We start from the raw sequence: 25,329 nt of genomic DNA on the forward strand, positions 1-25,329 counted from the left end.
TGGTACGATTTTAAGGAGGAATGACGATGGATATCAAGGAGTTAGAAAAAAAGACGGTTTCTGAATTACATGGAATCGCCAAAGAACGAGGCATCAAAAATTATACAAAGTATAAAAAACAGGATTTGATTTTTAAAATAATTGAAAGATCAACAGAAGAAGATGGTTATCGGTTTGCAGAAGGTGTATTAGAAATTATGCCGGATGGTTATGGTTTTTTACGACCAGATGGTTACACACAAGGCAGTAATGATATATATATATCAGCATCACAGATAAAACGTTTTGGGTTAAAAACTGGTGATCTTGTTTCAGGGAAGGTAAGACCACCAAAAGATAATGAAAGGTATATGGCTCTTTTACATGTAGAAGCTGTAAACTCTCGATATCCTGAAGAGGCAAAAAAGCGTAAAGACTTTTCTAAATTAACACCCATTCATCCTGATGAACCCTTTTATCTTGAAATGAAATCAGATATGCTAGCCCCTAGAATGATAGACTTATTCTCACCTATTGGAAAAGGACAAAGAGGGATGATAGTGAGCCCCCCGAAGGCTGGTAAAACAGTACTATTAAAGCAAATGGCTAACTGTATTTCAGAAAATACTCCTGAAACAGAGATCATAATTTTGCTAATAGATGAACGCCCTGAAGAGGTTACAGATATTGAACGTTCTGTAAACGCACAGGTGGTAAGTTCAACTTTTGATAATCACCCAGAAAATCATGTAAAACTATCAGAGCTTGTACTTCAAAGAGCTCAGAGAATGGTAGAATACAAGAAAGATGTGGTTATATTACTAGATTCAATGACACGGCTTGCAAGAGCCTATAATTTAGTAATTCCTCCAAGTGGACGAACCCTCTCAGGTGGGATTGACCCTTCTGCTCTTCATAAACCTAAAAAATTCTTTGGTGCTGCAAGAAATATAGAAGAAGGTGGTAGCTTAACGATTCTAGCAACTGCTTTAGTGGATACAGGAAGTAGAATGGATGATGTTATTTATGAAGAGTTTAAAGGAACTGGTAATATGGAACTTCATTTAAGTAGAAAATTAGCAAATAGAAGAATTTTCCCTGCTATTGATATTTCAAAATCAGGTACCCGCCGTGAAGAATTATTACAATCTAAAAATCAGTTAGAACTTATATGGACCCTTAGAAGGGCTATGATGGACGCTACATCAGAAGAATTTCTAGAAAATGTTAGTCAAAAAATACGGAAGACAACTTCTAATGAAGAATTCTTAAGTAACCTGCATAATTATAATTAATAGCAGATAGTAACAGGATTAGGGTTGTTGCTCTATAAAGGAATATGTGTTATTATTATGTTTGCGAATTTAAATGAGCGAGGTGAAATGCAATGAAAAAACAGCTTCATCCTGAATACAAAAAGGCAAAAGTAACTTGTGCCTGTGGTAATAGTTTTGAAACCGGTTCCACTAAAGATGAATTAAAAGTTGAAATTTGTTCAGGCTGTCATCCGTTTTACACTGGAAAGCAAAAGCTTGTTGACAGTGGAGGCCGGGTAGAGAAATTTAAGAAAAAATACGGCCTGAAATAATATTGCATAAAGATTATTATTGTAACATTTGATGTAGCAGGGCGTAATTGCTCTGCTCTTTTTGTAGGGGGTTAAATTATGAACCAAAACGGGCAAATTGGTGGTCAGGCCGTCATAGAAGGTGTCATGATGAGGTCTAAAAATAGACTTTCAATAGCTGTTAGGCGTTCTGAAGAAGATATTTCAATTAAATGTCAGCAGATACTTTCCCTTGGAGACAGGTATTCTTTTTTTAAACTACCTATACTTAGAGGGATGGTAGCTTTTTTCGAATCATTAATATTAGGTGTTAAAACTTTAACCTATTCTGCTAATGAAGTCCTTGATGAAGAAGAGGAAGAAGAGCTAACTGATATGCAGATCTTTTTTACAGTTATGTTATCCCTTGCTTTTGGAGTAAGCCTTTTCTTCTTACTCCCGACATTTATCATGGGACTTATTAGAGGACCTCTAGAAATACCTTTATTTATAAACTTAGGTGAAGGTTTAATTAGAATATGTATATTTTTGGCTTACGTACTTGTAATATCGAGGATGAAAGATATTCAACGAGTGTTTCAATATCATGGAGCTGAACACAAAGTTATTCACTGTCATGAATCAGGTAAGCCTTTAACGGTAGAAAATGCGCAAAAATATTCCACACTTCACCCTAGATGCGGTACAAGTTTTTTATTAATTGTTATGCTTACTAGTATAATATTATTTTCTTTCTTTGGTTGGCCTAACCTACTGATGAGGTTTGCTATCCGATTAGCTATTTTACCACTAGTAGCAGGACTATCATATGAGGTGATTAAGTTAGCTGGAAAGAAAAATAATTATATTACAAAAATCTTGTCTATACCAGGACTTTTTCTACAAAAGTTCACAACTAGAGAACCAGATAATGATCAAATAGAAGTTGCTATCACAGCTCTCTCTAGTTTGACATCTGAAGATGAAAAAAGAGAGGTGAAATCATGTTAGATCGTTTGGCTGAAATAAAAAAGCGTCATGAAGAATTAGAGAGACTTATGTCGGATCCAGAAGTGATAAATGATCCAAATAAATTAAAAGAATATTCTAAAGAACATGCATCACTAGAAGAAATAGTGAAAACTTATCAAAATTATCAAGAAACTAAACAAGAATTAGAAGAAGCGAAAGAAATGTTAAATGAAAATCAAGAAGATGATATGGAAGATTTTTTAAAAGATGAAATTCCGCGATTAGAAAAAGAAGTTGAAAAGTTATATGAGTCACTTAAGTTACAATTAGTACCAAAAGATCCTAATGATGATAAAAACGTTTTTGTTGAGATAAGAGCAGGTGCTGGAGGCGATGAAGCAGCTCTCTTTGCTGGAGACTTATATCGAATGTATACTAGATTTGCTGAACGCATGGGCTGGAAAACTGAAATTATCGAAACACATGATAAGGATGCAGGTGGTTTTAAAGAAGTTATATTCATGATTAAAGGTAAAGGTGCTTACTCTAAATTAAAGTTTGAAAGTGGTGTCCATAGGGTTCAACGTGTACCTTCTACTGAATCATCTGGTAGAATTCATACTTCAACAGCAACTGTAGCAGTTCTTCCGGAAGCAGAAGATGTTGAAATAGAAATTAGTCAAAACGAATTACGAATAGATACATTTTGTGCTACAGGACCAGGAGGTCAGAGTGTAAATACTACCCAATCAGCTGTAAGGATTACACATGAACCAACAGGTATAGTAGTTAGCTGCCAAGATGAAAAGTCTCAGCATAAAAACCGTGATAAAGCTATGAGAGTACTACGGGCTAGGTTATATGATAAATATTTAGAAGAACAACAACAAGAAGAAGCAGAAGAACGAAAAAGCCAGGTGGGAAGCGGAGATAGAAGTGAACGTATTAGGACCTATAACTTTCCACAAGGACGAATTACTGATCACCGAATAAACTTAACAGTCCATAAACTTGAATATGTGTTAGATGGAGAATTAGATGAACTTGTTGAATCTTTGATTACCACTTATCAGGCAGAGAAGCTAAAAGAGGTGGGAGCTTAATGAGTTCTATATGGACTATTAAAGAGGCCCGAAACTGGGCCTTTTCTTTTTTAAAAATCAGAGAAGATCTTGATGAACCAATAAAAGAAGGCGATTATCTTTTATGTTATGTTATGGGAATGGATAGAAGTAAACTACTTGCCTATCATGAAAAAGAGTTAACTTTTTCTGAAAAATCTTTGTTTATTGAACTAGTTAAAAAACGTGCCCAAGGTGAACCTTATGCATATTTAACTAATAACAAAGAGTTTATGGGTTTAAATTTAAAAGTAACAAAAGATGTCTTAATTCCAAGACCAGAAACAGAATTGTTAGTAGAAAGTGCCCTTAATATTATAAAAACATTTTCTTGTGAACAACCAATTAAGGTGCTAGACATGTGTACTGGTTCTGGAAATGTTGGGTTATCAATAGGTTATTACTCATCAAAGCCTGTTAAAATAACTCTTTTAGATATTTCGAGTGATGCACTACAAATAGCTAAAGAAAATGCTCATTCTTTAGGGCTACAATCAAAATGCACTTTTCTTGAAAGTGATATGTTTTCAAAGGTATCAGAAAAGTACGATATAATAACTGCTAATCCACCTTATATCTCTGAAAGTGATTATAGTGGGTTATCTATAGATGTTAAGAATGAACCAGTTAAAGCTTTGAAAGCAGGATCTGATGGATTATTGTATTATCGAAAGATAGCTGAAGAATTTAGAAATTCTATTGTAGATAATGGCACACTACTTTTAGAAGTAGGGGATAATCAAGCACAAGATGTTTCTAACCTCTTTTTAAAAAAAGACCTTACTACTTGGATAGAGCAAGACTTAGCTGGTATTGACCGGCTAGTTGGAATAACTAAAATTTAAGTTTAAGTAGAACACCTGGGAAATGAAGTGTATCCTTAGTAAAGGACAATTAAAAAAGCCTAGGCTGATATCAGAAGATGATCTCTGGATTGAACAGGGGTCATCTTTTTTTATTGTAACAGCTTATATATTGCTTTATTTCGTATATTAATAAAGTACTATTCCTATTTTAAATATAAGATTAAAAAATTATTTAACCCCCCTTTCGAAAAGAACTATTTAATAAGTATTTAAAAAATTTTTTAGTTAATATGCTTAAATTGTTAACTAAATGTCAATACTTTCCTATAGAGGCGCCTCAAGCTTTAAAGGAGGGTATTGATATGAAATTAAACAGGGTTACACTAAGCGGTATGAATACGTACAAGCTTCCAGTTTTAAGTCATAAAGAAACAAAAAAGCTGTTTGATAGGTTAAATAATGGGGAAGAAGAGGCGAAACAGGAGTTAATTAATGGTAACTTAAAATTAGTCTTAAGTGTTATAAATAAATTTAAAAATCGAGGGGAAAATCTAGATGATTTATTCCAAGTGGGATGTGTAGGACTAGTAAAAGCTGTTGACAACTTTGATCCAGAGCAAGGGGTAAGGTTTTCAACATACGCTGTGCCAATGATAACAGGTGAAATTAAAAGATATCTAAGAGATGATAGTCCTATGAGAGTAAGCAGAAGTTTGAAGAACTTAGGGCAAAAAGCAGCACAAGTTACTGAAGAGCTAAGAAAAGCAAAAGCATACGAGCCAACTGTAGACGAGATTGCTGAAAAAATGGATGTTTCAAGGGAAGAAATTGTTGAAGCTATGAACTCAGTTTCTGATCCTGTTAGTATTTATGATCCCGTATATACTGATAGTACAGATCCAGTGTTATTAGTAGATCAATTAAGTGATAAAAAACAGACATTAGAGAGTTGGGTTGAGAACATAGCTTTAAAAGAAGCCATAGCTAAGCTTCCAGACAAACAGAAGATGATATTAGAACTTCGTTTTTTCCAGGGAAAAACTCAGGTAGAGGTTTCACAAGAAGTTGATATATCTCAAGCTCAAGTTTCACGTTTAGAAAAAAGTGCCTTGTTAAATATACGGAACCTAATGCAGGAAAAGATTGATACAGAGTCAAATGAACCCAAGGTTGAAGGAGGGGAATGTAATGTCTAAAGAATTGGATTGGGAAAAAATCAAAGAAAGAAAGGTCTTAATTTCAATATTATGTGTACTTGGATGTATTGTTTTAGGGGTTTCAATTATCCAAGGTATACAAAAAGTCCAGAATAACCATTCTGATGATATATTACGTCTGCATGTTAGAGCAAATAGTGATTTAAAAGAAGATCAAGAAATGAAGTATCATGTAAGGGATTGGATAATTAATTATTTACAGCCAGCTAAAGATCAAATAAATTCACAAGAACAGTTCATAGACTTTTTAAATATAAATAAAAATACTATTGAAAAAGATTTACACCAATATCTCAAAAAACGAAATGTAAACAAAGAAGCATATGTGAATATAAAAACTAAAGAGTTCCCTACTAGAAGATATCGTGGTGAAGTAATCCCTGGAGGAGAATATGAGGCTTTAGAAGTGGTAATTGGAGAAGGGAATGGTAGTAATTGGTGGTGTGTATTATTTCCCCCTTTATGCTATGTTGACCTAACTGTTGCTGGTGACAGTCAAAAAGACGATACAAAGCAAGAAAAACCAGAGGTTAAATTTGTTGTAGTAGACTGGCTGTTTGATTTATTAAGTTGATTGTATCATTACTACTGTTGCGAATGGTTACAATATAAATTATAATGGCATAGAGTCTCAGTATTTGAGAGATATTTTCAGTCATCTACTATAATATTGATTACAATGGCGGGGGGAAATAGAAGTGGAGCAAGTATTTTCAGTGTTTGCAGGTCTTCTAGGTGGTTTGGGTCTTTTCATTTTTGGTATGCAGATAATGTCGGAGGGTATGCAAAAAGCAGCAGGTGACAAACTAAGAAACATATTAGAAGTTCTAACTAAAAATCCACTTGTGTCTATGTTTACTGGTATAATATTAACTGTATTAGTTCAAAGCAGTAGTACAAGTACGGTTATGATAGTTAGTTTTGTAAATGCAGGTTTGATTGGTTTAGGACAAGCAGCAGGGACTATCTTTGGTGCAAATATTGGAACTACTATTACAGCACAAATTGTTTCTTTTGATTTAGGGATGTTTGCTCTTCCCGCTATTGGAGTTGGTGTAGCATTAAATTCATTTGCAAAACGCCGACTTAGAAAATATGTAGGAAGAGCTATTTTGGGTTTCGGTATTTTGTTTCTTGGTATGACCTTAATGAGTGATTCTCTTGAACCATTACAAGATAGCCCATACTTTCTTTCAATGATGAAAAATTTCGGTCAGTTTCCTTTATTAGGTGTCTTAGCTGGTGCTATCTTTACTGTTGCGGTTCAAAGTAGTAGTGCTTCAACAGGTGTAATAATTGCTTTGACTCTTCAGGATTTGTTAACTTTTGAATCAGGGATGGCTCTTATATTAGGTACAAATATAGGAACTTGTGTAACTGCTTTACTTGCAAGTATTGGTTCAAATTTAGCTGCTAAAAGAACTGCAGCTGCTCATGTAGTATTTAATACTGTTGGTACATTATTAATTTTAATCGTTTTAAGGCCTTTTTCCGAAATAGTAGTATTAACAGCAGATTCAGTCCCGCGTCAGGTAGCAAATGCACACACAATTTTTAATGTTGGAATGGGTTTATTATTTTTACCATTTACAAGTCAATTTGTTAGGTTAGTTACAAAGCTTGTTCCAGGTGAAGAAGATGCTCCAGAACAAGGTAGTAAATATTTAGATAAGAGGGTATTATCTACACCGAGTGTAGCAATATCTAATGCTCGTAAAGAAGTTATTCGAATGAGTAAAGTAGCTCATGAGATGGTGAGTGAAGCTTTTGAAGCCTTTTTATCAGGTGATTCTCGTAAAATGAAGTTAGTAGAACAAAAAGAAGAAGTAGTAGATCAGCTAGAGAAAGAGATTTCAATTTATTTATCTACCATTTCTTATAGTTCTTTAACAAAGAATCAAAGTAAACAGGTGACTGATCTATTAAATGCAATTAATGATATTGAACGAATAGGGGATCATAGTGAAAATTTGATTGATCTTACAAAGAGTACTATAGAAGATAACCTACCTTTTTCAGATACTGCAAAGAAAGAGTTAACGGATTTTCATGAAAAGCTTTCAGAAATGTATGGGATGGCTATTGATGCTTTTGAAAACGAAAACTACGAAAAAGCTCAAGAAGTAGTAGACTATGATGATGTAATAGATGAAATGGAAAAAATCCTTAGAAAACACCATATGTTAAGGTTAAATGAAAAACGTTGTCATCCCTCGTCTGGCGTGATATATTTAGATATTTTAAGTAATTTTGAACGTATTGGAGATCATTCCACAAATTTATGTGGAATAATTCTTGGTCGTGATTAGTAGACGGTACTTTCTTAAGGTGGTGTAAATAATGCGTGATAAGCCTAGTATTAAAGAGATTGAAAACCGTTTTACGGATTATAAACTTACTCCTCAAAGGAGAGCTGTGTTAGAAGTTTTTTTTGAAAATAGTGATCATCATCTTAGTGCAGAAGAAGTTTTACAGTTAGCACAAGAAAAAAATTCTGATATTGGTTTTGCAACAATATATAGAGCATTAGATTTATTAGAAGAACTAGAAATAATTCATAAAATGAACTTTGGAGATGGTAGAAGTCGTTATGAATTAACTCACACTGAAAAAGAACATCATCACCACCACTTAGTATGTTTAAAATGCGATGCAATTTTAGAAGTGAAAGATGATCTTCTTTTTAAATTAGAAGAAAATATTGAACGAGAACAAGAGTTTAAAATTTACGATCATAGACTTCAGTTTTATGGATACTGTAAAGACTGCCAGCAGAAGGGGGAGTAACTGATGGGAGTTGTAAGGTGTTTTAGATATGTTTTAGTATTTATTTTATGTTTGACTTTTTTTGGGACAAGCGTTGGTTTTACAGAGGATATTTCTAGTGAAGAAGATCTACCACAAGAAAATGATTTTGAAGAAGTTCCTCAAGATGTACCTGAAGAAACGCCCCAAGACATGGTTGATACAGAGATAATAAGGGGTAGTGTATTATCAGTAGAAGAACGAGTCGAAGATGAAGATAATTTTTTCACTGAATATCAATTGGCAGAAGTTGAGATTACTTCAGGCCCTAATGAAGGTGAAATACATGAAATAGAGAATCTATTAACCGACCACCCTTATTATGATATTCACTTAGAAGAAGGTGATGAAGTCCTTTTAATGGCAAGTTATGATAATTATAAGTTGATTCAATTAGATATTTATGATATTGCTCGTGACCATTATATTTATTATACGCTTGGTGCTTTTTTAGTCTTAATGGTGATTGTAGGTGGAGTCACAGGTTTAAAAACTATTCTCACTTTGGCATTCACTTTTTTTATGATTGTAAATGTCCTGCTTCCTTTAATATTAAGAGGATACAACCCTTTATGGTTAACTATTGCAATCAGCTCTTTTGTCGCTATAGTTACATTAGCCACTATAGGTGGATTAGGTAAAAAGACTTTGGTTGCTTTGTTTGGTACTGTAGGAGGTCTAATCGTCGCTGGAACACTAGCTTTATTTGTTGGGAACCGGGCTTCACTGACGGGTCTTTCAAGTGAAGAAGCTCAAATGCTTCACTTCGCAGAAACTGGAAGTATAGATTTGCAAGGGTTGTTATTTGCTGGTATTATCATAGGTGCATTAGGTGCGGTAATGGATATAGGTATGAGTATAGCTTCTTCTAGTTATGAAATAGTGCAAGCTAATCCACGCACAGATAGAAATCAGTTAATAAAATCTGGAATGAATGTAGGGAAAGATATCATGGGAACTATGGCAAATACTTTGGTATTAGCGTATACAGGTAGTGCTATGCCCCTATTACTATTATTATTAATGTACGACACTCCTCTAATTGAAATAATGAATATGGATTTAATGGCAACAGAAATTATTAGAGCTTTAGCAGGTTCTATAGGTTTAGTAGTTGTTATACCTTTGACTTCTGTAGCAGCAGGTTTTCTGTTCCTTTCCGATTCAGGGAAAAGGAGGAAAAGATAATTGACAACTAATTTAAATCTTTCCGAAAAATTACAAGATAAGTATCAAGAACTGTGGGTTAACTTAAAAGAAAAAGGAAGTGCTGTAGTTGCTTTTTCTGGAGGTGTAGATAGTACACTTCTTTTAAAAGTTACTAAAGATGTATTAAAAAATGATGTCTTAGCTGTAACTTCTGCATCAGAAACAATCCCAACAAGAGAATTAGAGCATGCTAAAGAATTAGCTGCAAAGATTGGGGTAAGTCATGAGATTATCTATACCAATGAATTAAAAAAAGAAGGTTTTCGTAAAAACTCACCCAATAGATGTTTTTATTGTAAACAAGAGCTGTTTACGGAGTTGTGGAAAATCGCAGCTAGAGAAGGTTATTCCCATGTATTAGATGGCTCTAATTACGACGATAGTGGTGACTTTCGTCCAGGACTAGAAGCTGCTTCACAGTTACAGGTAACGAGCCCACTAAAAGAGGCAGGTTTTACAAAACAAGATGTTCGTGACTTATCAAAAGAATTAGGACTTATAACTTGGAAAAAACCCGCAAAAGCATGTCTATCATCGCGATTTCCCTATGGAGAAGAACTTAGTGCAGATAAAATAAAGCAGGTTGAACGCGGTGAAGATGTGTTAGATGAACTTGGTTTTTCTCAATACAGGTTAAGATATCATGGTGAAGTGGCTCGGTTAGAATTATCTCTAGATGAATTACAATTAGCGATTGACAGTCGTGAAAAAATAATTACAGAACTAAAAGAGTTAGGTTTTAAATATATTACACTGGATTTGGATGGTTATAGAACAGGAAGTATGAATGAAACCTTATAATTTGTGAAAAATATTAATTAACCCCTCACCTAAAAGTGAGGGGTTAAGTTTAGCTTACATAACTTTTCATAATTATCTGGTATACTTCTTTTAGTGGTAGAGAATTTTCTTTAGCTAATGTTTTAGCGCTTTCATATTCAACACTCCAACTATATGTTTGATTATCTTTTATACCTAACTTAATATCAGCAGGCCCAAGTGGTGTTTCAATAGTAGTTTGCTTTTTAGTAAGCTTTACTCTATCCATTAAACAACTTCTTACACCAAAGGTGGTTGTATGTCTTAACAATAACTCGCGTAACTGGTTTACTTTATTTGGTGGAGAAAGAATTTCAATAGTTACTCCGGGGCGTTGTTTTTTCATTTGTATTGAAGAAAAAAACACATCATATGCTCCTAATTCAAAAGATTTTTCCATTACATCTGAAAAAAGTTCAGGGTTCATATCATCGATATTTGCTTGTAATAAATGAACTTTATCAGTTTTACTAGGAGTATGTAAACTTTTTAATCCTAAAACTCCACGTAATAAATTAGGGTGCGTAAGCTTTTTCTTTCCTGCTCCGTAACCAATTTTGGATACATGCATTGATGGAAGTGGTCCGTAATCGTTGACATAGCTTATAAGTAAACTCGCACCTGTAGGAGTACATAATTCAGCTGAAACACCTTCTGAATAAATTGGAACATTTTCTTCTTTTAACAATTCTAATGTTGCTGGTGCAGGTACTGGTATCTTTCCATGCTGACAATTTATAAAACCTGTACCAACATGTATAGGAGAAGCGTATATTTGATCTACATCTAGCTTAAATAAACCAATAACAGAACCTACAATATCTATAATAGAATCTAAGCCACCAACTTCATGAAAATGTACTTTATTAGGGGTTGTCCCGTGAATCTTGGCTTCTGCAGAAGCTAATTTTTCAAAAATGATTCGTGTATTGTTTTTAATACGCTCATTAAAAGAACTATTTTCAACCATCTCAAGAATATCATCTAGGTTTCTGTGGTGATGTTCTTCAGGTACCTCAACTTTTAGATTTGTACTAGTGATACCATTATACTGTATACGCTCTTCCTTTAATGAAAAGTTAGGTAATGGCAATGATTTCAATTCATCTTCAATCTCTGAAAGTGAAACACCTAAATCTGAAAGTAATCCTAAAAACATATCTCCTGATATACCAGAAAAACAGTCTAGATATAAAATTTTAGTCATTACCCTCTTCACCTCCGTTTTTTAATTGACTAATTAGAGCTCCTTGATAACCAGCCCCGAAACCGTTATTAATGTTTACTACACTTACTCCAGAGGCACAACTATTTAACATAGTTAATAAAGCACTAACACCGTTAAAATTAGCACCATACCCAACACTTGTGGGACAAGCAATTACTGGAACCTTAACTAATCCACCAACGACACTAGCTAAAGCACCTTCCATTCCAGCCACTACTATAATACAACTTGCTTTAGAAAGCTTATCTGTATAGTGTAGGAGCCGGTGAATTCCAGCAACTCCAGCATCGTAAATTCTATCAACAGGGGCACCCATAATTGTAGCAGTTTCATAAGCTTCCTCTGCTACAGCCTGATCTGAAGTGCCAGCTGAAACTATTACAATTTTTCCGTAATTTTTATGTCTGGTCTCTGTGTTATAACTATCATTTTGGTATACAATAGTTTTTGATAGCTCATTAAACTTTGCTTGAGGGACATATTTAATAACTTGATTATAACATTTATTAGTAGCTCTAGTTGCTAGCACTCTATCATTCTTAAGTGTTAAGTTATAAAAAATTTCACTAACTTGAGTAGGTGTTTTATCTTCACAATAAATCACCTCAGGAAAACCATTACGAGAACTTCTGTCATGATCTATCTTGGCATATACTAAATCTTGAAACCCATTCTGTGTTGATTCTAGAGACAATTGATTCAACGCAGAGGTTGGTGTTATTGTACCTTTCTGAACTTGTGTTAGAATTTCGAATATTTTATCCTGATCCAATTTTATCACCTCAATATAAAACTTAATACTAAAACCTAAGAAGATTATATGTCATGGATAAAATTAGGTCAATCGACAGGAAATCTAGGTTATTTGTAGAAATATAAAGAAATGCTAAAAAGTCCTAAATCGATGAATAAGGATGTGGTATAATGACTGAAATTATGTCAGTAAATGAATCCAAGCCAGAATTAGAAGTTATAAGAAAAGCTTCAGATATTTTACAAAATAATGGAACTGTTGTTTTTCCTACTGAAACTGTTTATGGGTTAGGGGCTAACGGTTTAAGCTCCACTGCTGTACAAAAAATCTTTGATGCAAAAATGAGACCAAATGATAATCCTCTAATTTTACATGTTCATTCATTAGAGCAAGTAAACCAGATTGGGATAGCACCCAAGGAGTTCTATCAATTAGCTGAAAAGTTTTGGCCAGGGCCACTTACTATGATTATTCCAAAAAATGATGCTATACCACATGAGGTCTCTAGAGGACTAGAAACTGTAGCAGTTCGTATGCCAGATCATTCGATAGCTCTTTCTGTAATTAGAGAGGCTAACTTACCGATTGCTGCACCTAGTGCTAATATATCAGGTAGACCTAGTCCAACCTCTTTTGAACATGTAAATTCTGATTTGAATGGGCGTGTTGACATGATTATTGATGGAGGAGAAACCGGTGTTGGTCTAGAGTCAACAGTTATTGATCTGTCTACTAAGCCATTTACTATACTGCGACCTGGGGGGATTACTTTTGAGGATCTAGAAAGTGTTCTGACTAAAGAATTACTTCAAACGACTGCTAAGATAAAAAGTCAAGATCAAACACCGAAATCACCAGGTTTAAAATACCGTCATTATGCACCAAAGGGGGAACTGTTTTTAGTAGATGGTGAGGGTGAGAGATTACTTGAAAAAATTAAAGAATTAGTAGAGAAGTATTCTAATCAGAACTACCGTGTAGGAGTACTAGTAACAGATGAATTAAAATCTTATTTAACAGACAATCTATCTGACTTAAATCATATATATATGTATGATTTAGGCCCCATAGATAACCTAAATCAAGTTGCTAAAAACTTATATAATGGACTGAGAGAAATGGATAATAATAGTGTAGAAATAATATTTTGTAGAACCTTTCCAAAGATAGGTATGGGCACCGCTTTAATGAATAGACTAAAAAAAGCTGCTAGAGATCGCATTTTATAGAAAGAGGAGGGTTCACATATTTACACAGTAATATTTGTGTGTACAGGTAACACATGTAGAAGTAGTATGGCGGAAGAGATATTTAATCTTAAGGCAAGATCCCTTTCAGTAAATTATAAAATTAAGGCTAAATCAGCTGGTGTTTTTGCTATTGATGGTTTTTCTGCTTCAAGCAATGCTCAAGAAGTTGTTAGAAAATATGGTGGAGATTTAGCAGATCATAAGGCAAAAACTCTTACTAAAGATCTAGTTGATCAAGGTGATCTTATTTTAACTATGACAGAAGATCACAAACAATTTATACTAAACAACTTAATGACAAATAATAACTCTCGGGTACATTTGATTAAAGAATATGCTAATAAAGTGGATCGAGATGTTTTCAGTAGTAAGGAAGTTACTGATCCTGTAGGAGGAACTTTAGAACAATATGAGGAAGTATACCATGAGCTAGACACTGCTATTGAAGTTATAATTAATTATCTTGTTGACAACATAAGATAGTTCCTCTCTTTTAGAGGGTTGGTGCTATAAATGGTTATTTACTTGTGACGTTTCCACTAGTAACAGCTTCGTTAGCTTTAGGAAAGTTCATATAATGATAATGTTATCAGACTGAAATTATATTCAGATATTATTTCCATGACAGCTCTTTTAGCATAAAGAATAGAATTTTAAAACCTCTTTCGTGAGCAGATTATTTTAGATTAGAAAAGGGTGATATAAAATGACAAAGGTTATTGGTGTTGCTAGTGATCATGGTGGTTATAACTTAAAGCAAAAGGTTATTGATCATCTGAAAGACAAAGGTTATCAAATAAACGATTTAGGGACCTATGGGTTAGAATCTGTAGACTATCCGGACTTTGCGGTTAAATTAGCTGATAGTATTAAAGAAGGAGAAGCAAGTTTAGGAATTTTAGTTTGTGGAACTGGAATAGGTATATCGTTAAGTGCTAACAAAGTACCAGGAATTAGAGCAGCTTTATGCCATGATACATTTTCTGCTGAAATGGCTAGAAGACATAATAATGCAAATGTCCTAGCTATGGGAGAGCGTGTTATTGGCTCGGGGCTAGCATTAAAAGTAGTGGATACTTTCCTAGAATCAGAGTTTGATGGTGGACGTCATGAAAAAAGGGTGAATAAAATTTTAGAGATAGAAAAGAAGCATAAAAATTTCTAAAGGGGGAAATATTATGCATAGCATGGAAAATATAAAGAAAGTTGATCCAGCTATTTATTCTTGGATTCAGGAAGAGGCAGGGCGTCAGGAAAAAGGGATTGAATTAATTGCCTCAGAGAACTTTGTGTCACCTGCAGTACTAGAAGCACAAGGAACTATTCTCACTAATAAGTATGCTGAAGGGTATCCTAACCGACGTTATTATGGTGGCTGCCAATTTGTAGATAAGGTAGAAGAGCTAGCAATTAGTAGAGTTAAAGAATTATTTGGTGCTGATCATGCAAATGTTCAACCACACTCTGGTGCTTCAGCAAATATGGGTGTTTACTTAGCTATATTAGATCCTGGTGATACAGTACTTGGAATGAGTTTAGATCATGGAGGTCACCTTACTCATGGTAGCCCTGTGAATATTTCAGGTAAGTACTTTAATTTTCAGCACTATGGTATAGTTGAAGATACAGGTCAAATTGATTTTGATCGTGTAAGGGACCTAGCTCATAAACATCAACCAAAATTAATTGTAGCTGGCGCTAGTGCTTATCCTAGAGAAATCGATTTTTCTAAGTTTAAAGGAATTGCTGATGAAGTCGGAGCTTATTTAATGGTAGACATGGCCCATATAGCTGGACTTGTCGCTACTGGCTTACATAAAAGTCCGGTTCCTTATGCAGATTTTGTAACAACTACAACTCATAAAACCCTTAGAGGACCTCGCGGAGGAGTTATCTTATGTAAAGAAGAGTATAAGAAACAGCTAGATAAGGCTATCTTTCCGGGTTTACAAGGCGGGCCTTTGATGCATGTCATTGCTGCTAAAGCTGTTAGTTTTCAAGAAGCTTTATCTAAAGACTTTAAGGAGTATCAAAAGCAAGTATTAAAGAATTCACAGGGGCTAGCTAATGAACTACAAAAAAGAGAATTTGACTTGGTAGCTGGTGGTACAGATAATCATCTGATGTTAGTAGATCTGCGGAAAAAGGGAGTTACTGGTAAGAAAGCAGAAAAAGTTCTAGATGAGGTTTATATTACAGTTAATAAAAATGCTGTACCAAATGACCCTGAAGGTCTATTTGTAACTAGTGGTCTTCGTCTAGGAACTCCAGCTGTTACTTCCCGAGGATTTAAAGAAGAACAAATGAAAGAAATCGCAGAACTATTAGACCAAGTAATTACAAATATTGACGATGAGAAAGTTTTAGAAAAAACAAAACAACAGGTAGAAAAACTATGTGATAAATTTCCCCTTTATAAAGGATAAAAATAACACTTAAATCCCAAATATTTTTTGAAATTTTCCATTCATATTATTTGACAATTATGATATGATAAACGGGGTTTGGGCAACTTTAACAGCCCACCCCGTTTCAAATATTAAAGTAAAATTAACTAAATAAAAGGAGGTCCTTATCAGTGAGTCAGCTACATGTAGTAGATCACCCCCTAATTCAACACAAATTAACAATTATTCGGGACAAGCATACAGGTTCTAAGATCTTTAGAGAGCTAGTAAGTGAAATTTCAATGTTGTTATCATATGAGGTGATGAGAGAGCTTCCGACTGAAGAAAAAGAGATTGAAACTCCAATAACAACAGCTAAAACAAAGGTATTATCAGGAAAAAAACTTGGATTAATTCCGATTCTACGCGCTGGACTAGGTATGCTTGAAAGTGTAAGGGATATTGTCCCAGCTGCTCGAGTTGGTCATATTGGTGTTTATCGTGACCCTGAAACACTAAACCCTGTAGAGTACTATTGTAAGTTACCTCAGGACATCCATGAAAGAGAGCTTATAGTAATGGATCCTATGCTTGCAACTGGTGGTTCAGCTGTTGCTAGTATTCAGTTTATTAAAGATCGTGGTGGTAAGAATATTAGATTCATGTGTATCAATGCTGCACCAGAAGGTATCGAAGAACTACAAAAGGCACATCCCGATGTAGATATTTGGACTTGTTCTGTTGATGAGAAGTTAAATGAACATGGTTACATTATTCCAGGGCTAGGCGATGCCGGTGATAGATTATTCGGAACGAAATGATTAATAGACCTAATTGGGACACTTATTTTATGGAGATAGCCAGTACAGTTAAAAAAAGATCTACCTGCCTAAGACGTCAAGTCGGAGCAGTGTTAGTAAAGGATCGAAGAATTTTGGCTACTGGCTATAATGGTGCCCCTCAAAATGTTAGTCATTGTAGTGAAACTGGTTGCCTTCGTGAACAGCTTCAAGTTCCATCAGGACAACGCCATGAAATTTGCCGAGGACTTCATGCTGAACAAAATGCCATCATTCAAGCAGCTTTACATGGTATAAGTACACTTAATAGTGTTTTGTATACAACAGATCATCCTTGTTCCTCATGTGCTAAAATTGCTATTAATGCTGGTGTTAAAGAAATAGTGACCGATAGAGATTACCCTGACCAGCTGTCCCAGGATATATTACAAGAAGCTGGTATTAATATCAGGAGGTATAGTAATGACTCATAGAATAGTTAGCGTTTTTGGTACTAGACCTGAAGCAATTAAAATGGCACCATTAGTTAATGCTATTGATAATTCTAGAAACTTGGATTCTTCTGTAGTTGTTACTGCTCAACATAGAGAGATGCTTGATCAAGTTTTAGAGTTATTTCAGATAAAACCTGATAAGGATTTAGATGTAATGAAGAAACGTCAGAGTTTATCTGAAATAACTACTAATGTCTTACTTAAGATGGATGAAGTTATCTCATCAGAAAAACCAGATCTCTTATTAGTACATGGAGATACTTCAACTACCTTTACTGCAGCTTTATCTGCTTATTATAATAAAGTACCAATCGGTCATGTAGAGGCTGGTTTACGAACAGGGGATAAGTATGCTCCTTTTCCAGAAGAAATGAATAGAAATTTAGTTGGATCTCTCGCTGATCTACATTTTGCTCCAACTGTCGGAGCACGTGACAACCTGTTATCAGAGGGTATACCTACAGATAATATATTTGTAACTGGTAATACAGTAGTAGATGCTTTGAAGACATCTGTACAGTCTGATTACAAATTTAGTGATGAAAAACTTGCTAATCTAGCATTACCTTCTTTAACATCAGACAATGATACTAAACTGGTTACTCTAGAAGTTCACCGAAGAGAGAATCTTGGTGAACCTATAGAGAACATCTTTAAAGGTGTTAAAAAACTAGTCGATGACTTTCCTGAAATTTTTGTGTTATTTCCTGTTCATAGAAACCCAGCTGTCAGAGAACCTGCTGAAAGAATTCTTGGTAATCACGAACGAATAATTTTAACAGACCCACTTGCAACTAGAGATTTTCATAATCTAATAGCTCGAAGTTATATGATATTAACAGATTCAGGTGGTATACAAGAAGAAGCACCATCTTTTGGTGTACCTGTTTTAGTTTTGAGAAATAAAACTGAACGTATTGAGGGTTTGCGTCAGGGGACCATACTTCTAACAGGAAATGAAACAGATAGAGTATATAAAGATGCTAGTAGGTTACTAACTGATGGAGAATTCTATAATACAATGAAAAATAGACAAAACCCTTATGGAGATGGTAATGCCTCTAAACGAATAGTTGATGCTATAGACTACTTTTTTAAAAACATAGATACCCGCCCTAAAGATTATTTAGTGACGGGTCAAGATTAATTATTTTTCTTTCATGGACTCTTGATACTGTTGAGAGATTTTTTCCCCAGTCGGACTTGTAGCTAAGCCGCCCTCGGCTGTTTCACGAAGTGCCGGGGGAATACTTTTACCTACCTCATACATAACATCTATTACTTCATCTGCTGGAATAGTACTTTCAATTCCTGATAAAGCCATATCAGCTGAAGATAAAGCAACGGAAACAGAGGATGCATTTCTTTTTTGACAAGGTACCTCTACAAGCCCTGCTACAGGATCACATACTAATCCCATAACTCCTTTTAGAGCAATTGCCACAGCGTTTGTTACCATTTCGGGAGAACCGCCTAAAAGCTCGACTGCTCCACCAGCTGCCATTGCTCCACCGACACCACATTCAGCTTGACATCCACCTTCTGCTCCAGCTAAAGTTGCGCGCATAGAGACTACAATTCCTATTCCCGATGCAGTAAAAAAAGCATCATGTAGCTTTTCTTTAGGTAATTGGTTTTGTTGTTCAAAAACTGTTAATAATACACCTGGTAAGATCCCACAAGCTCCAGCTGTTGGAGATGCTACTACTTTACCCATGGATGCATTTACCTCTGAAACAGCAAGTGATCTAGCTACTGCCTTACCTCCTAAAGGTCCCATTAGAGCCCCTTGGTTTTGTACATATTCATTTAACTTTTTCCCTTCTCCACCAATTAAACCACCTAATGACCTTTTAGGATTATTTACCCCTTCTTCAACAGAATCTTCCATAATTTGTATATGTTTTTCCATTTGATTTTCTATACTTTCTATACTGCTTTCAAATAACTGACTTTGATACTGTTTAATTACCCAAGAGATTGGTTGATTAAACTCATGGGCCAATTCTACTAAATCTTCTAAGCTAGAGAAAGCTATTTGTTTTTTGTGGTTCATATTAATCCCCCTCTCTTTATAAAGGCCTTATAACTTTTACTTGATATATATCATCATGACTTTCCAATTCTTTTTGAATATTATCAGTTATTGGTTCATCTGTTTCTGCGATCAAAGAGGCACTATCTCCTTTTTTGGTGCGAGAAATTTGCATATACGCAATATTTATACCCTTACTAGAAATCATTTTTGTTACTCTATTTATAATTCCTGGTCTGTCTTTATGTTTAGTTAAAATAGCGTTATACTGCCCAGATAGGTTCACAGAAAAGTCATCAATTTGAGAGATAGAGATTTGGCCACCTCCAATGGACGAACCAGTGACACTTAGATGTTTTCCATTTTTACTAGTTAAACTTATCTGACAAGAATTAGGATGTTGACCCTTTAATTCTTTTTCTAAAAATTGATATTCCACTCCTTTTGAAATTGAAATTTCTTTTGATTTTCTAAGTCGTTCATCATCAGGAGTTATCCCTAGTATTCCACCAAGGATAGCTACCTCCGTTCCGTGGCCTTTTCGTGTTTTTTGAAATGATTCATGCAAATAGATAGTTGCTTTTACAGGTTCACCCTGTAAAATTTGCCTGGCCATTAAGCCTAATCTACAAGCTCCTGCTGTATGTGAACTGGATGGCCCAATCATAATGGGCCCTAGTACTTCAAACACACCTGTATTCATAAGATCCCGCCTTTCATAGTAGAATATAATGAAATATCTATATGCAGTATCTTAACCTATTTAACTTTTTTTGAAAAGTTTTATTTTAATATGTAAATATATTTTTTAAAAAATCCCAGATAAGTGGTGAATTATTACACAATAAAAGTGTTAAAGGCACTGGAAAAAAAGGATAATGCTTGTGAAGAAAAATTACAAACAGTCTTTAGTTTATTGGGAGGAATTTTTTCAGAAAATGTAGAATATATTTACATAGGATAGCTTAAGAAGGTGTTTAATTATCAATGTTTGTAATATTTTTAATATTTGCAGTAAGTGTCAAGACGGAAGGTGATTAAAATCTGGAAAAATTACAAATATTTAGTGGTATTGGCCCAAGTGGGCTTGGTCATCATTACCCCTGTGGTAGGCGCTTTTTTTATTGGTTCTTTTATGCAGGAAAGATTTGCCTTTCCCGGCGGATTGGTTGTTGTAATGGCTCTTATCGGTCTTTTAGGAGGGTTATTAAGTGCTTATAAAATGCTAATGAAATGGTGGCGGTTATGAAACAAGTATTAAATTTGAAAATACAAGTGATTAAAAAAGCATTACTAGTTGGAGTAATTGTAGTAATTGCGTTATTCTTATTAGGTTATGGTTCCTTTGCCTTTGGGTTTTTATTTGGAACAATATTAGCTATATTAAATTGGCTTTTATTATCTAAAACTATTGAAAAGTCTGTCAGCTTTACATCAACTAAAGCTAAGGTTTATACTGTATTACACTTTTTTATTAGATTTACTATTTTATTTATAGCATTATATATAGCAGCTATGAGAGAAGACATGCATATTTTAGGTGCAATCTTAGCCTTATTGTTGCCCAAGGCGGTTATTTTTTGGGACCATGTAATTTTAGAATATTTAAAAAAAGACCACCGGGAAAGCAATTCTAATAAAATTGAATAATTTGATAAAACTCAATTATCATGGCGCTACTGGCGCAGAAAGGAGGTCTGTAAGTGGATACGGATTTTTCCCCTGCTGAATTTGATCTCTTTGGTATTACAATTACAGAAACGATCATTACATCGTGGATTATCATGGCATTACTTGTATTAGTTTCAATAATCACAACTAGGAATCTTCAAAAGATACCATCAGGTTTACAAAACTTCATGGAAGCAGTATACGAAGGAATATTATGGCTTGTAGATAGTACCATGGGAAAAGAAAATCGAGGATTTTTACCCTATATGGGAACTTTAACTCTGTATTTAGCTATTGCTAACCTAACTGGCCTGATTATGGTACGACCACCTACAGCAGATGTTAATACTACTTTTGGTCTCGCTTTTATCACTTTCGTTTTAATACATTTCTCTGGTATGAAAGCGAAAGGCGTAGGTAGTTATCTAAAGGGTTTTTTAGAACCAATGCCATTTTTACTTCCATTAAACTTAGTTAGTGAAATAGCACAACCCTTTTCACTTGCTTTTCGTTTATTTGGTAATATGGTAGGTGCATTTATCATTATGTATCTGATTTACTCATTTGCACCAATTTTGATTCCAATTTTACCACATATGTATTTTGATATTTTTGCAGGGATCATTCAGACTTTTATCTTTGTTATGCTTACTATGACTTACATTTCTTTAGCAAAAGACTAGTTTAAAATTATTAGAGATCCAGATCTCCTTAACCTCTCAGGAAAGGAGGTAAATAAATGTGGAGGGCACTTTAGATTTTATTAATGCGTTTTTAAAATGGTTGCTAGAATTTGATATTGCAGTTCTTGTGGCGGCTGCAAGTGTAATAGGGGCAGGCTTTGCCATGATAGCTGGTATAGGACCAGGTATTGGTCAAGGATTTGCAGCAGGGAAAGGTGCTGAAGCAGTTGGCACTAATCCGACTAAAGGAAGACAAGTAACAGTTGTAATGTTACTTGGAGCTGCAGTTGCTGAAACATCAGGGATTTTTGCCTTAGTTGTAGCCTTGATACTCTTGTTTGCTAATCCACTAATCGGGGCTGAAGTTGCAGCTCTTGTTGTAATAGCCTCTGTTATAGGTGCTGGGCTTTCCATGATAGCTGGTATAGGACCAGGTATTGGTCAAGGGTTTGCAGCAGGGAAAAGTGCTGAAACCGTTAGCGTACGCCCAGAACACCATGGCAATATTGTAAAGGTTATGCTTTTAGGGCAAGCAGTAGGTCAAACAACGGGTATTTACGCTTTAGTCATTTCCTTATTACTCTTGTTTGCAAACCCCTTATTATAATAACCGGGGTTTATGTTAAGTAAAATAATTTGAAATCTATTTATAAGGAGGAGTCTAACATGATTGATGGTGAATCTTTAATATCAGCTGCTAGTGCAATTGGAGCCGGTCTTGCAATGATTGCAGGAATTGGTGCAGGAATTGGTCAGGGTTTTGCTGCTGGTAAAGGTGCTGAAGCTGTTGGTCGTCAACCTGAGGCCCAAGGCGATATTATCAGAACTATGCTTTTAGGAGCTGCTGTTGCTGAGACAACTGGTATTTACGCATTAGTAGTAGCTTTATTACTATTATTTGCGAATCCATTGCTTTAGGTGAAATGCTGTAGAAAGGGGGTCTAAAGACCTTGGTAGATCCTAATGCTATTACGTTTATAATGACAATTGTTAACATTTTAGTTTTGTTTTATTTGTTAAAGCGTTTTTTATTCCAACCAATTAGTGACTTTATGGAAAATAGGAGTAATGAAATCAAGAAAAACTTAGATCACGCACAGCAAGAAAGAGAAGAGGTTGAAAAATTAAAACAGCAGTATGAAGAAAAGCTTAAGGGTGCAAAAAGTGAAGCACAAGAAATTATTCAAAAGGCTCGCCAACGCGAAGAAGAAATTCTGAAAGAAGCTAGAAAAGAGGCAAAAGAAGAAGCGGATGCTATGTTAGAAAGAGCAAAAAGTGAAATTGAACAAGAAAAGAAAAAGGCTGTTGATACACTAAAGACAGAAGTATCTGACTTGACAATTCAAATTTCAGAAAAGGTTCTTCAAGACACAATTGATCAAAAACAACAAAAACAGCTAGTTAAAAAATATCTTGAAGAGGTAGGTCGAGTATCATGAGTATAGCCTCTAGATACGCAGAAGCTTTATTTCAACTATCTAAAGAAGAAGAAAGATTAGCTGAAGTTTCTGATTCTTTTTCTGCCTTAATCGAAAGTATTTCGGATAATGATGATTTTTTTCAAATAGTTAGTCATCCATTGATGGATATAAATGAAAAAAAGCAACTGATACAAGAACTGACAGAGCAACTAGAACCAGAGTTTCAAAATTTTATGATGGTTGTAATAGATAATAAACGTGAAAAAGATTTATTTGATATGTATGAAAGCTTTAGCCGATTGGTAAGAGAGGAACAAAATATTACGTTGTGTGAGATAAGAACAGCTACAAATCTAGATGATGAAGACATTAATTCACTTTCCCAAACTTTATCTGAACTCTCATCTGGGGAAGTAGAGATTGAAACAACTATTGATAAATCCATAATTGGAGGAATAGTTGTGAAGATCGGAGATCAAGTCTTTGATTACAGTATAAAAGGTCAATTAAATAATCTCCGTGAGCAATTACAAAAGACAACTATCACAAGTTGAGGTGAAGGCCTATGAGTATTCGTCCTGATGAAATCAGTGCGGTGTTAAAAGATAAGATTGCAAATTACCAGTCTCATGTTGATGTATTAGAAGTGGGCACCGTACTATACATCGGGGATGGTATTGCCAGATTGCACGGATTAGAAAATGTTATGGCAGGAGAAATGATAGAGTTTCCAGGAGAAGTTTATGGAATGGCTTTAAACCTTGAAGAAGACAACATTGGTTGTGTTATTCTAGGTGAATATAATCATATTAAAGAAGGCGACCAGGTTAAACGTACAGGAAGAATCATTGAAGTGCCAGTAGGTGAAGAAATGGTTGGACGTGTTGTTAACCCATTAGGTGAGCCTAGAGATGGTAAAGGACCAATTGAAGCCACAGAATTCCGTCCTGTTGAGAGTGAAGCACCTGGTGTTATCGATAGACAACCAGTTGAAGAACCACTTCAAACAGGATTAAAAGCCATAGACTCTATGATTCCTATCGGTCGAGGTCAGCGTGAGTTGATCATAGGTGACCGGGGGACTGGAAAAAGTGCCATAGGTATCGATACCATCCTTAATCAGAAAAATTCTGATGTTTATTGTATTTATGTAGCGATTGGTCAGAAAAAGTCTACTGTAGCTCAAGTAGTAGATACTCTTGAGAAGCACGGTGCTATGGAGTATACTACAGTAGTTGCTGCAACTGCCGATGAGCCAGCTCCACTACTTTATTTGGCTCCTTATGCTGGTTGTAGTATTGGTGAGAAGTTTATGCATGAAGGTAAACATGTTTTAGTAGTTTATGATGACTTGTCAAAACAAGCAGCAAGTTATCGTGAGCTTTCACTACTATTAAGAAGACCGCCAGGTCGTGAAGCTTATCCTGGTGATATTTTCTACTTACATTCTCGTTTATTAGAAAGGGCAGCTAAACTGAGTGATGAAAATGGTGGAGGTTCCTTAACTGCACTACCTATAATTGAAACCCAAGCTGGTGACGTTTCAGCTTATATTCCAACAAATGTTATTTCAATAACAGATGGGCAGATATACTTACAAGGTGACTTATTCTATTCAGGACAGAGACCAGCAGTTGATGTCGGAATTTCAGTTTCTAGGGTTGGAGGTTCTGCTCAGTTAAAAGCAATGAAGCAAGTTGCCGGAACATTACGCTTAGACTTAGCTCAGTTTAGAGAGTTAGAAGCGTTTGCTCAGTTTGGAACAGATTTAGATAAATCTACCCAACAAAAACTTGCTCGTGGGCGACGTACATTTGAAATTTTAAAGCAAAATCAATATAGTCCTATGAAAGTAGAAGATCAGATCTTGATTATATATAGTGCAACAGATGGGCTATTAGACGACATTGAAGTTGAACAGATTAGTGAATTTGAATCTTATCTTCTAGATTACGTTAAAGATAACCATTCAGACATCAAAAAAGAAATAGCTACTGGTGAGAAATTATCTGATGAGTTTAAAGAAAAGTTAAGAGAAGTGATTGAAAAAGCAAAAAAAGCTTTTAAAGAAGAGAAAGAATTGTCAGGATAAAGTGAATTTAATTTGACAATTTTGTTAAATTAAAAGTCCA

General features: G+C 34.9%; 30 protein-coding genes. 26 read left to right on the forward strand and 4 right to left on the reverse strand.

Features of this window, described 5'->3' with window-relative positions:
• Nucleotides 1-26: 26 nt before the first annotated feature.
• From rho to larE, 11 genes are all read left to right on the forward strand, one after another.
• Nucleotides 27-1,274 carry a transcription termination factor Rho gene (rho, locus tag CDO51_RS02110; protein WP_089022647.1) on the forward strand — a complete coding sequence of 416 codons (1,248 nt, stop codon included), beginning with the start codon at nt 27-29 and terminating at the stop codon, nt 1,272-1,274.
• Nucleotides 1,275-1,366: 92 nt separating this feature from the next.
• Complete coding sequence (gene rpmE, locus CDO51_RS02115) at nt 1,367-1,567, forward strand: 50S ribosomal protein L31 (protein ID WP_089022648.1); 201 nt, start codon at nt 1,367-1,369, stop codon at nt 1,565-1,567.
• A 78-nt stretch (nt 1,568-1,645) separates the two neighbouring features.
• Nucleotides 1,646-2,536: a DUF1385 domain-containing protein gene (locus CDO51_RS02120; RefSeq protein WP_089022649.1), complete on the forward strand. Its 891-nt coding sequence runs from the start codon at nt 1,646-1,648 to the stop codon at nt 2,534-2,536.
• Nucleotides 2,530-3,600 (forward strand): peptide chain release factor 1, encoded by a 1,071-nt coding sequence (prfA, locus tag CDO51_RS02125; RefSeq protein ID WP_089022650.1) that lies wholly within the window; start codon nt 2,530-2,532, stop codon nt 3,598-3,600. Before CDO51_RS02120 ends, prfA begins: the two co-directional genes overlap by 7 nt.
• A complete protein-coding gene (gene prmC / locus CDO51_RS02130; RefSeq protein ID WP_089022651.1) occupies nt 3,600-4,463 on the forward strand; it encodes a peptide chain release factor N(5)-glutamine methyltransferase in 864 nt (287 codons plus the stop codon). Before prfA ends, prmC begins: the two co-directional genes overlap by 1 nt.
• A gap of 323 nt (nt 4,464-4,786) precedes the next feature.
• Entirely contained in the window at nt 4,787-5,620 is an 834-nt protein-coding gene (sigG, locus tag CDO51_RS02135) for an RNA polymerase sporulation sigma factor SigG (protein WP_089022652.1), read from the forward strand.
• Complete coding sequence (locus CDO51_RS02140; protein ID WP_158212276.1) at nt 5,613-6,215, forward strand: stage II sporulation protein R; 603 nt, start codon at nt 5,613-5,615, stop codon at nt 6,213-6,215. The genes sigG and CDO51_RS02140 overlap by 8 nt, the downstream gene beginning before the upstream one ends.
• Before the next feature lie 124 nt (nt 6,216-6,339).
• Complete coding sequence (locus CDO51_RS02145) at nt 6,340-7,950, forward strand: Na/Pi cotransporter family protein (RefSeq protein WP_240503465.1); 1,611 nt, start codon at nt 6,340-6,342, stop codon at nt 7,948-7,950.
• Nucleotides 7,951-7,981: 31 nt separating this feature from the next.
• Nucleotides 7,982-8,428 carry a Fur family transcriptional regulator gene (locus CDO51_RS02150; protein WP_089022654.1) on the forward strand — a complete coding sequence of 149 codons (447 nt, stop codon included), beginning with the start codon at nt 7,982-7,984 and terminating at the stop codon, nt 8,426-8,428.
• A 3-nt stretch (nt 8,429-8,431) separates the two neighbouring features.
• Entirely contained in the window at nt 8,432-9,634 is a 1,203-nt protein-coding gene (locus tag CDO51_RS02155) for a YibE/F family protein (RefSeq protein ID WP_089022655.1), read from the forward strand.
• Entirely contained in the window at nt 9,635-10,456 is an 822-nt protein-coding gene (gene larE, locus CDO51_RS02160) for an ATP-dependent sacrificial sulfur transferase LarE (RefSeq protein ID WP_089022656.1), read from the forward strand.
• Between the two features lie 49 nt (nt 10,457-10,505).
• Here the strand turns inward: larE and larC are convergent, their stop codons facing one another.
• Both larC and larB read right to left on the reverse strand, forming a co-directional pair.
• Nucleotides 10,506-11,681: a nickel pincer cofactor biosynthesis protein LarC gene (larC, locus tag CDO51_RS02165; protein WP_089022657.1), complete on the reverse strand. Its 1,176-nt coding sequence runs from the start codon at nt 11,679-11,681 to the stop codon at nt 10,506-10,508.
• Nucleotides 11,674-12,474 (reverse strand): nickel pincer cofactor biosynthesis protein LarB, encoded by an 801-nt coding sequence (gene larB, locus CDO51_RS02170; RefSeq protein WP_089022658.1) that lies wholly within the window; start codon nt 12,472-12,474, stop codon nt 11,674-11,676. Before larB ends, larC begins: the two co-directional genes overlap by 8 nt.
• 152 nt (nt 12,475-12,626) lie before the next feature.
• On the opposite strand from larB, the gene CDO51_RS02175 reads away from it, so the two are divergent.
• The 7 genes from CDO51_RS02175 to wecB all read left to right on the forward strand — a co-directional run bounded on the left by CDO51_RS02175 (nt 12,627) and on the right by wecB (nt 18,534).
• Nucleotides 12,627-13,685: an L-threonylcarbamoyladenylate synthase gene (locus CDO51_RS02175; protein ID WP_089022659.1), complete on the forward strand. Its 1,059-nt coding sequence runs from the start codon at nt 12,627-12,629 to the stop codon at nt 13,683-13,685.
• A 36-nt stretch (nt 13,686-13,721) separates the two neighbouring features.
• Nucleotides 13,722-14,189 (forward strand): low molecular weight protein arginine phosphatase, encoded by a 468-nt coding sequence (locus CDO51_RS02180; RefSeq protein WP_089022660.1) that lies wholly within the window; start codon nt 13,722-13,724, stop codon nt 14,187-14,189.
• Nucleotides 14,190-14,412: 223 nt separating this feature from the next.
• Nucleotides 14,413-14,871 (forward strand): ribose 5-phosphate isomerase B, encoded by a 459-nt coding sequence (gene rpiB, locus CDO51_RS02185; protein WP_089022661.1) that lies wholly within the window; start codon nt 14,413-14,415, stop codon nt 14,869-14,871.
• Nucleotides 14,872-14,893: 22 nt separating this feature from the next.
• Nucleotides 14,894-16,132 (forward strand): serine hydroxymethyltransferase, encoded by a 1,239-nt coding sequence (locus tag CDO51_RS02190; RefSeq protein ID WP_089022752.1) that lies wholly within the window; start codon nt 14,894-14,896, stop codon nt 16,130-16,132.
• Between the two features lie 152 nt (nt 16,133-16,284).
• The gene (gene upp / locus CDO51_RS02195) at nt 16,285-16,914 is read left to right on the forward strand and encodes a uracil phosphoribosyltransferase (protein ID WP_089022662.1); all 630 of its coding nucleotides are present in this window, start codon (nt 16,285-16,287) and stop codon (nt 16,912-16,914) included.
• Nucleotides 16,911-17,366, forward strand: coding sequence for a deoxycytidylate deaminase (locus tag CDO51_RS02200; protein ID WP_089022663.1), 456 nt, complete (start codon nt 16,911-16,913; stop codon nt 17,364-17,366). The genes upp and CDO51_RS02200 overlap by 4 nt, the downstream gene beginning before the upstream one ends.
• On the forward strand, nt 17,356-18,534 hold the full coding sequence (wecB, locus tag CDO51_RS02205) for a non-hydrolyzing UDP-N-acetylglucosamine 2-epimerase (protein ID WP_089022664.1): 1,179 nt from the start codon (nt 17,356-17,358) through the stop codon (nt 18,532-18,534). The genes CDO51_RS02200 and wecB overlap by 11 nt, the downstream gene beginning before the upstream one ends.
• On the opposite strand, the gene sdaAA is transcribed toward wecB, so the two are convergent.
• Complete coding sequence (gene sdaAA / locus CDO51_RS02210; protein ID WP_089022665.1) at nt 18,535-19,443, reverse strand: L-serine ammonia-lyase, iron-sulfur-dependent, subunit alpha; 909 nt, start codon at nt 19,441-19,443, stop codon at nt 18,535-18,537.
• 16 nt (nt 19,444-19,459) lie between these two features.
• Nucleotides 19,460-20,125, reverse strand: coding sequence for an L-serine ammonia-lyase, iron-sulfur-dependent subunit beta (sdaAB, locus tag CDO51_RS02215; protein WP_089022666.1), 666 nt, complete (start codon nt 20,123-20,125; stop codon nt 19,460-19,462).
• A gap of 330 nt (nt 20,126-20,455) precedes the next feature.
• On the opposite strand from sdaAB, the gene CDO51_RS02220 reads away from it, so the two are divergent.
• Genes CDO51_RS02220 through atpA form a run of 8 tightly spaced genes read left to right on the forward strand, consistent with a single transcriptional unit; the run spans nt 20,456 to nt 25,289 of the window.
• Nucleotides 20,456-20,671: a hypothetical protein gene (locus CDO51_RS02220; RefSeq protein WP_143824660.1), complete on the forward strand. Its 216-nt coding sequence runs from the start codon at nt 20,456-20,458 to the stop codon at nt 20,669-20,671.
• The gene (locus CDO51_RS02225) at nt 20,668-21,072 is read left to right on the forward strand and encodes an ATP synthase subunit I (RefSeq protein WP_158212277.1); all 405 of its coding nucleotides are present in this window, start codon (nt 20,668-20,670) and stop codon (nt 21,070-21,072) included. Before CDO51_RS02220 ends, CDO51_RS02225 begins: the two co-directional genes overlap by 4 nt.
• Nucleotides 21,073-21,125: 53 nt before the next feature.
• Nucleotides 21,126-21,776 (forward strand): F0F1 ATP synthase subunit A, encoded by a 651-nt coding sequence (atpB, locus tag CDO51_RS02230; protein ID WP_089022669.1) that lies wholly within the window; start codon nt 21,126-21,128, stop codon nt 21,774-21,776.
• Nucleotides 21,777-21,834: 58 nt separating this feature from the next.
• Nucleotides 21,835-22,383, forward strand: a complete 549-nt coding sequence (gene atpE, locus CDO51_RS02235; RefSeq protein ID WP_089022670.1) for an ATP synthase F0 subunit C — start codon at nt 21,835-21,837, stop codon at nt 22,381-22,383.
• Between the two features lie 59 nt (nt 22,384-22,442).
• A complete protein-coding gene (atpE, locus tag CDO51_RS02240) occupies nt 22,443-22,694 on the forward strand; it encodes an ATP synthase F0 subunit C (RefSeq protein WP_089022671.1) in 252 nt (83 codons plus the stop codon).
• Nucleotides 22,695-22,726: 32 nt separating this feature from the next.
• Nucleotides 22,727-23,215 (forward strand): F0F1 ATP synthase subunit B, encoded by a 489-nt coding sequence (gene atpF, locus CDO51_RS02245; RefSeq protein WP_089022672.1) that lies wholly within the window; start codon nt 22,727-22,729, stop codon nt 23,213-23,215.
• A complete protein-coding gene (gene atpH / locus CDO51_RS02250; protein WP_089022673.1) occupies nt 23,212-23,751 on the forward strand; it encodes an ATP synthase F1 subunit delta in 540 nt (179 codons plus the stop codon). Before atpF ends, atpH begins: the two co-directional genes overlap by 4 nt.
• Before the next feature lie 11 nt (nt 23,752-23,762).
• The gene (gene atpA / locus CDO51_RS02255; protein ID WP_089022674.1) at nt 23,763-25,289 is read left to right on the forward strand and encodes a F0F1 ATP synthase subunit alpha; all 1,527 of its coding nucleotides are present in this window, start codon (nt 23,763-23,765) and stop codon (nt 25,287-25,289) included.
• The last annotated feature ends 40 nt before the right edge of the window (nt 25,290-25,329 follow it).

The sequence above is a fragment of the Natranaerobius trueperi genome, assembly GCF_002216005.1.
GTDB classification, from domain to species: Bacteria; Bacillota; Natranaerobiia; order Natranaerobiales; family Natranaerobiaceae; genus Natranaerobius_A; species Natranaerobius_A trueperi.

Coding starts and splice junctions, on each gene's coding strand:
- CDO51_RS02120 (WP_089022649.1), top strand. CDS start 1,646: ATGAACCAAAACGGGCAAATTGGTGGTCAGGCCGTCATAGAAGGTGTC.
- CDO51_RS02175 (WP_089022659.1), top strand. CDS start 12,627: ATGACTGAAATTATGTCAGTAAATGAATCCAAGCCAGAATTAGAAGTT.
- sdaAB (WP_089022666.1), bottom strand. CDS start 20,125: ATGAATACAGGTGTGTTTGAAGTACTAGGGCCCATTATGATTGGGCCA.
- wecB (WP_089022664.1), top strand. CDS start 17,356: ATGACTCATAGAATAGTTAGCGTTTTTGGTACTAGACCTGAAGCAATT.
- rho (WP_089022647.1), top strand. CDS start 27: ATGGATATCAAGGAGTTAGAAAAAAAGACGGTTTCTGAATTACATGGA.
- CDO51_RS02190 (WP_089022752.1), top strand. CDS start 14,894: ATGGAAAATATAAAGAAAGTTGATCCAGCTATTTATTCTTGGATTCAG.
- sdaAA (WP_089022665.1), bottom strand. CDS start 19,443: ATGAACCACAAAAAACAAATAGCTTTCTCTAGCTTAGAAGATTTAGTA.
- CDO51_RS02155 (WP_089022655.1), top strand. CDS start 8,432: ATGGGAGTTGTAAGGTGTTTTAGATATGTTTTAGTATTTATTTTATGT.
- rpmE (WP_089022648.1), top strand. CDS start 1,367: ATGAAAAAACAGCTTCATCCTGAATACAAAAAGGCAAAAGTAACTTGT.
- sigG (WP_089022652.1), top strand. CDS start 4,787: ATGAAATTAAACAGGGTTACACTAAGCGGTATGAATACGTACAAGCTT.
- atpA (WP_089022674.1), top strand. CDS start 23,763: ATGAGTATTCGTCCTGATGAAATCAGTGCGGTGTTAAAAGATAAGATT.
- larC (WP_089022657.1), bottom strand. CDS start 11,681: ATGACTAAAATTTTATATCTAGACTGTTTTTCTGGTATATCAGGAGAT.
- prfA (WP_089022650.1), top strand. CDS start 2,530: ATGTTAGATCGTTTGGCTGAAATAAAAAAGCGTCATGAAGAATTAGAG.
- atpE (WP_089022671.1), top strand. CDS start 22,443: ATGATTGATGGTGAATCTTTAATATCAGCTGCTAGTGCAATTGGAGCC.
- CDO51_RS02225 (WP_158212277.1), top strand. CDS start 20,668: ATGAAACAAGTATTAAATTTGAAAATACAAGTGATTAAAAAAGCATTA.
- CDO51_RS02200 (WP_089022663.1), top strand. CDS start 16,911: ATGATTAATAGACCTAATTGGGACACTTATTTTATGGAGATAGCCAGT.
- CDO51_RS02140 (WP_158212276.1), top strand. CDS start 5,613: ATGTCTAAAGAATTGGATTGGGAAAAAATCAAAGAAAGAAAGGTCTTA.
- rpiB (WP_089022661.1), top strand. CDS start 14,413: ATGACAAAGGTTATTGGTGTTGCTAGTGATCATGGTGGTTATAACTTA.
- atpH (WP_089022673.1), top strand. CDS start 23,212: ATGAGTATAGCCTCTAGATACGCAGAAGCTTTATTTCAACTATCTAAA.
- CDO51_RS02150 (WP_089022654.1), top strand. CDS start 7,982: ATGCGTGATAAGCCTAGTATTAAAGAGATTGAAAACCGTTTTACGGAT.
- prmC (WP_089022651.1), top strand. CDS start 3,600: ATGAGTTCTATATGGACTATTAAAGAGGCCCGAAACTGGGCCTTTTCT.